Source organism: Methanobrevibacter sp. (assembly GCF_045577275.1).
Taxonomy (GTDB): Archaea; Methanobacteriota; Methanobacteria; order Methanobacteriales; family Methanobacteriaceae; genus Methanobrevibacter.
The window spans coordinates 1-5559 of record NZ_JAZNIB010000031.1 but is presented as its reverse complement, the minus strand read 5'-3'; the positions used below and the strand labels follow the sequence as shown (position 1 = coordinate 5559).

Genomic DNA, 5559 nt, shown 5'->3' with positions numbered 1-5559 from the left:
TTGATTGGAAACCATGGTGGAGCTGGAGGAAACCAGCAATATCCGTTTATACTATATCCAAGCGATTGGGACTTGGAGGAAGAAATATTCGGTGCAGAAAATGTGAACAGATTCTTTAAGGCCGAGATGGAAAAGTCATGGAAAGGAAAATAAAATAGATCTAATTAAAATAAACTAAAACATGTTTAAAATACCTAAAGACACCACTATCAAGATCAATGTGGATATGGAATCTGTAAGGCTTGTAGATAGCGGAATGACTATATTATCAGGATCCAATCCTCTTCTATATGAAATTGTAGAGATATAGAATACCACCAGCAACATGATCAATATCAGTATCATACCTGCAAGCAGGCTTATTGATAAGGATTGAGGGAATCCCACACCAATATTTCCAAAGGCCAATGTAGAGGATTCAGCCAAGAATCCAATCAAAGGATACATCACTATAGCCAAGGTCACAATAGCTATGAAGTTTTCCATAGTGTGCTTCTTAGGCCTTAGTACAGGGTCGATTAAACCGGAGTGGAGACCAGAGGATAATCTTGCTCCTAAGATGCTTACCAAACCGCCACTTTCACCGGAGAACAATGGTACAAGGGTAAGCAATGTCTGATTGTTAAGCAATGTGCTGATTGAATTGTTCAATATTCCACCTGCAACGGTTCCCAATATGGAACAGAAGAAAAGAACAGGAGTGGATTGCCTTACAATGTGTCTCACATCATTGTCTGCAGTGTATCCTGAAATCAGGGATGCGAGAGTTATGATGATTATTACCACAAAGAGAATCATCTTAACCATAGGATGGAAACCTATGAGGTTCACTGTCATCACACTTAAGATGATTGCCGGCAATGTGAAGAAGTCACCAACAGCTGCAATGAAAGGTGTTGTGATGTTGTCTGGGTCCCAGCCCCCTTCAAAACTCTTGAGTGAAATGAACATTGTAATAGGAAGCATGATTATTGTTGAAAAGAGACCTGCGATAAATGAGATCATTACAAAGTCATAAAGGCTTATGCTTTCAAAGTTGAAAATGATACATATTATCTTGGCAATCACTGCAAGCAAGACTGAAAGCACCATAGTCAAGATAAGGGATGCAGTAATGTTTTCATCCAAAATGTCTGACCTTTTGAATTCCGGAGACAAGGTACCGATGTGGAGGTGAGTGCTTAATCTTGAACCGAAGGATCCGAAGATGTTTCCTCTCATACCAATAGCTCCTGGAATGATTACCATAAGGCCAGGATAGGTCTTTAAAAAGAATTCCATGTTTCCTAAAATAATTCCTGCACACAAGTCACCGACAGCACATATGGAAAGGGCAATTAGGCTTTCCTTCAAAACAGAGTCTGTATCAGCTAAAAATTCCTTTATGTATACAACAAATTTGGCAGGAAGTGAAACAACGTACTTTATGCCATTGAATAAAAATAGAATTATGCTAACAACTATTGAAATGGTAGATTCCCCAACCTGACGTATCATCATCATTAGACTTTTCAAGCGGTTCACCTCCCATCATCATAGTGTCACATCCATACATATTAAATCAATAATTTAATTGAAAATTATTTCTTAAACTCATAAAACAAATTGTCTTAAAATAATCTAATTGAAAATTATTTCTTAAACTCATAAAACAAATTGTCTTAAAATAATCTAATTGAAAATTATTTTTCTAACAAATTTACAATTGACTTAAACGACCTAATCGTCATCGTCGTCAATGATTTCATCAATATTTCCTAAATCCTCTAAATTAATTTCTCCATCTGCTAACTTTTCAATAATCTCTGTTCCTGTCTCGGATCCTTTAGCAATCAAAACGTCTCCAACAAGGAGTACGGTGTTTTTGTCAGGTCCGTAAATCCAGGAATCACCACGTCTTATTGAAATGATTCTCATACCAGTACGGTTAAGCAACAATAGCTCTCCTAAAGACTGGTTTGCTAAAACTGAACTTTCTTCAACATTCAAACGAATGATGTTCTTTTCGGATTCTTCCATAACCATCTTGAATACTGGGTGTGGCTCGAATCCTTTAAGGGTCAAGTCAGCTAAATCCTTTGCAGCATTTCCCATAGATTCAGCAGCTTCAGCAATCTCAAGCAATGTAGTCAACTTTTCTGCATCTTCAAGTGAACGTGCAGCTACAAGAGACTGTTTCTTGATTTCATAGTTCATGCTGTTGAGCCTGTTTTCAAGGGTCAATACTTCTTCTGCTGCAGCTTTGTTATTAAACAATACAGCAGAATATGCTAAATCGACCATTAATTCCGACATATCTTTCATTTCAATTAAAATATCTTTTACACTCGGCATTTTAAAACCTTCTTTAACTTTAATATGTAATAAATAAGTATGATTAAAAGCTATTTAATCCACAGATGATTTAAATAGCTATTTTAAAGTCTTCAAAAGACTTTGGCGTCTTAATTTCAACAATTCTATATGTTTGGTTTTCAAATCTTCTGTTTCTTCAAGGATTCCATCAAGTCCTTCCCTAATGGCTAGGCATGGCTCTTCAAGATGAATCCAGTCACAGTATTGACAGCTCCAAACATTCTTCTCCTTGATCCATTCCCCACCAGTGACGCCATCAGCACAAGGGTAGAAAGGACAGTAGCAGAAATCGCATGCCTCCAATTCCTTGTGGCATGGCAAATATTCGCATTCCATATCAAGGCCTCTAGGAGTCTCGCCCTTAAGGTACCTTTCAAAGAAGTCCATGTTCTGCTCTATGAATTTCGGCTTTACTATATAGTCAGATGAGGTGACCATAAAGTCATCAAGGATATGTGTCAATCTGTTTCCAATGATTAGAGTTGTCTTTTCATTTATGCTTTCATCTTTGATGTCCTTGAACTTGCAGATTTCATGTGAATCGCCATTCACGATTCCAACCAATAGCTCATTGTTGAAATCATTCACGATTTGTTTAAGTATGTTGAAGTTATGATTCTCCTCTTCGCCATAGATTCCTTTGAGATTATGGATGAATAGGACAAAATCATTCTCCAAAGCAGATTTGATCTTGCCTTCAAGTTCTTCTTCAGATACGATTATGTTGTTTAAGTCAATAGCTGCATAGTCATTCAATGGAGCACCTAATAATGATGCTGAATAGTCTACAGGACTGACTCCAGGATAAATCTTAAGTTCAATGTCATTGTGCTTTGAGCTGATTTGAATCAGGACATTGGCTACTGTGTAGATATTTGGATTGTTTGAGGAAACGATTGTAACTGTCTTGTCCTCTCTGGACTTGTAGACGCAATATTCTATCTTTGAATATGATTCCTCAAGTTTAGAGTAGATGTCTGCATCTTCACTGTCATCCACGACGTTTGAAATAATCTCCTTATCCTTAATATATTCATCTAAAATACTCAAGTCAATATCATCATAATTGAGTATAATGTCAGACTCTGTTATTGCATTGAATGCATTTACAGTAATATCTCCTATATCAGAACCGATATAAACAAGATTAATCATGATATCACCTAAAAAGGTCTTTGTTTTGTATTTTTTAATTTGAATAATCCATTAATAAATAATTAGTTAAGCGTATAAATTAAATATCGGCCATAAAAGGCAATTATAATTTAAATCAAGGTTTAAATTAAATATTAACTACAATAGCTAAAAATAATTTAAAAATCATTTAAAACAATGAAAAAATGGTTACTAATAATCCACTTTCTTCACTGCCTCCACCAGAGGAACCTCCACCTGAAGATCCTCCGCCAGAACTTCCACCTTCAGAAGAGCCACCACCAGAGGAACCTCCACCTGAAGATCCGCCTCCGGAACCACCAGAGGAACCTCCATCAGAAGAGCCTCCGCTAGAACTGCCGCCAGATGAGCTTCCGCCACTTGAGCTTGAACTGCTTGAACTGGAACTGCTGGAGCTTGAACTGTATTTGGATGAGGACTTATAGCTTGAGCTTGAACTTGATTTTGTAGAGTTAAAGTCATCATCCAAGATGGAATAGCTGCTGTCATCTGCATCAAATATCTTCAAGATTGAATCCACTTTCAAAGAATCCAAATCCACTTGAATACCATTGACTGTGTGTTTTGCAACACCTGTAGCAATGATTTTGTAATCCGGTTCGGCATTGATTACAATGGAACCTGACTTACCAGTAGGTTTGGAATAACCGAAAGCTGTTACTGTAACGTTGAATTCCTCTTTGTCACTATCTTCAACAGTTGTAATGTTGAGGTCATCCACATTGACCCCATCAACATCGGCTATCTCTGACAGCTTGTCAGCCAATTCGAATTTGTTTGTAATATTTACGCTATCTGGATCTTTAATAAGCAATCCGCCAACATTGTCGGCACTGAACAATGAGGTTATTGTGCCAACTTGCATATTTATTAATTCTCCTGGATCCGGAACTTCTCCAGTTGCCAAGGTGTAGGAACTGAATAGTCCTATTTCAAAAAATACAAAAAATAATAACAATATAAGTATGATTCTTGAAATTTTCATTTTATCCCTTTATGAATTAATTTTTTAATTTTTATAAGCAAACATTTTTTTAACAATCTTTTTCATCCGAATTCTTCAATGATTAATTTTAAATGTGATGAAAATATATAGTTAGTATCTTATAATGAACTAAATTATATTATTTATATATAATAAAATTATCGAAAAATGAGGCAATATAGATTATTTTATTAACTAATAAAAAGATAGTATAAGTATAAGACTTTTAATTTAGATATTCGAATGTAATGGAACTATTTCAATTAAGTTAAAAACTAGGTTTTCAACGAAAAAACAAGAGGAATAATAGTTAAAAACTTTAGTTTTTTAACACAAAAACAAAGAGGAATAATATGTCAGCTGAAATACTTATTAAATTTGCGAGGAAAGGGATAATTCTATCTCCAGAGGCTTATGAGCTAATCAAGAACTCTGAAAATCCTATAAATTTAAGTTCAGACATAATTGTCAAATTGAAAAGCGGTAATTATTCTAAAGACATGGTTCCAGTTGATCTTGAAACATTAGAAAAGATGGGCCTTAACATAAAAATGAATAGGGATAAGGTAGATATGGGCCAATCTGCAGCAGAAGTAAATGCTGAATCCAAACCACCACAAACAGAAACAAAATTAGAAACCGGCCATACTATAGAAAAACCGCTTATAGGCAAAAGGGAAGAACCTAATCTTGGATTGACAGAGGAAAAAGCGAAACCAAAAGTTGAAGAAAAACCAATAGCTGAAACAAAAGCTATAGAAAGAGATGTCCCTGTAGAAACACCTGCAGTAGAGACAAAAGATACAGATGTTGAAACAAAAGCTATGGAAAAGGACACTCCTGAAGAGACAGAAGCTATTGAAACATCCACAAGTCCTCAACCGGAAACAACAAACTATTCTCGTGAGGATGTAGTAATCATCAAGGATACAGAAGTCTCCGAAGACACCAAAATGAAATACAAAAGAAACCTTACAGAATCCAAGGTCAGTTTCGACAAGTTCAAAGTCATAAAAGACACAAGCAATCAATCTTATACAAGC

The 5559-nt window shown here is 35.7% G+C and carries 4 protein-coding genes and 1 pseudogene; 1 reads left to right on the top strand and 4 read right to left on the bottom strand.

Going from position 1 to position 5559, the window contains the following annotated elements; all coding sequences use genetic code 11:
* Nucleotides 1-174: 174 nt before the first annotated feature.
* The 4 genes from ACKI67_RS01120 to ACKI67_RS01105 form a co-directional block, all read right to left on the bottom strand.
* Entirely contained in the window at nt 175-1500 is a 1326-nt protein-coding gene (locus tag ACKI67_RS01120) for a magnesium transporter (RefSeq protein ID WP_407461550.1), read from the bottom strand.
* 219 nt (nt 1501-1719) lie between these two features.
* The gene (locus ACKI67_RS01115; protein ID WP_407461549.1) at nt 1720-2334 is read right to left on the bottom strand and encodes a potassium channel family protein; all 615 of its coding nucleotides are present in this window, start codon (nt 2332-2334) and stop codon (nt 1720-1722) included.
* Nucleotides 2335-2412: 78 nt separating this feature from the next.
* Nucleotides 2413-3510 (bottom strand): cysteine-rich small domain-containing protein, encoded by a 1098-nt coding sequence (locus ACKI67_RS01110; RefSeq protein WP_407461548.1) that lies wholly within the window; start codon nt 3508-3510, stop codon nt 2413-2415.
* A 169-nt stretch (nt 3511-3679) separates the two neighbouring features.
* The gene (locus ACKI67_RS01105) at nt 3680-4516 is read right to left on the bottom strand and encodes a hypothetical protein (RefSeq protein WP_407461547.1); all 837 of its coding nucleotides are present in this window, start codon (nt 4514-4516) and stop codon (nt 3680-3682) included.
* Nucleotides 4517-4869: 353 nt separating this feature from the next.
* Here ACKI67_RS01105 and ACKI67_RS01100 point away from each other — a divergent pair.
* Nucleotides 4870-5559 (top strand): annotated as a pseudogene (locus ACKI67_RS01100) (DNA polymerase II small subunit); the annotation flags it as partial.

Excerpts from the sequence above, each read along its gene's own strand:
- ACKI67_RS01120 (WP_407461550.1), bottom strand. The coding sequence starts at position 1,500 with ATGATGATACGTCAGGTTGGGGAATCTACCATTTCAATAGTTGTTAGC.
- ACKI67_RS01115 (WP_407461549.1), bottom strand. The coding sequence starts at position 2,334 with ATGCCGAGTGTAAAAGATATTTTAATTGAAATGAAAGATATGTCGGAA.
- ACKI67_RS01110 (WP_407461548.1), bottom strand. The coding sequence starts at position 3,510 with ATGATTAATCTTGTTTATATCGGTTCTGATATAGGAGATATTACTGTA.
- ACKI67_RS01105 (WP_407461547.1), bottom strand. The coding sequence starts at position 4,516 with ATGAAAATTTCAAGAATCATACTTATATTGTTATTATTTTTTGTATTT.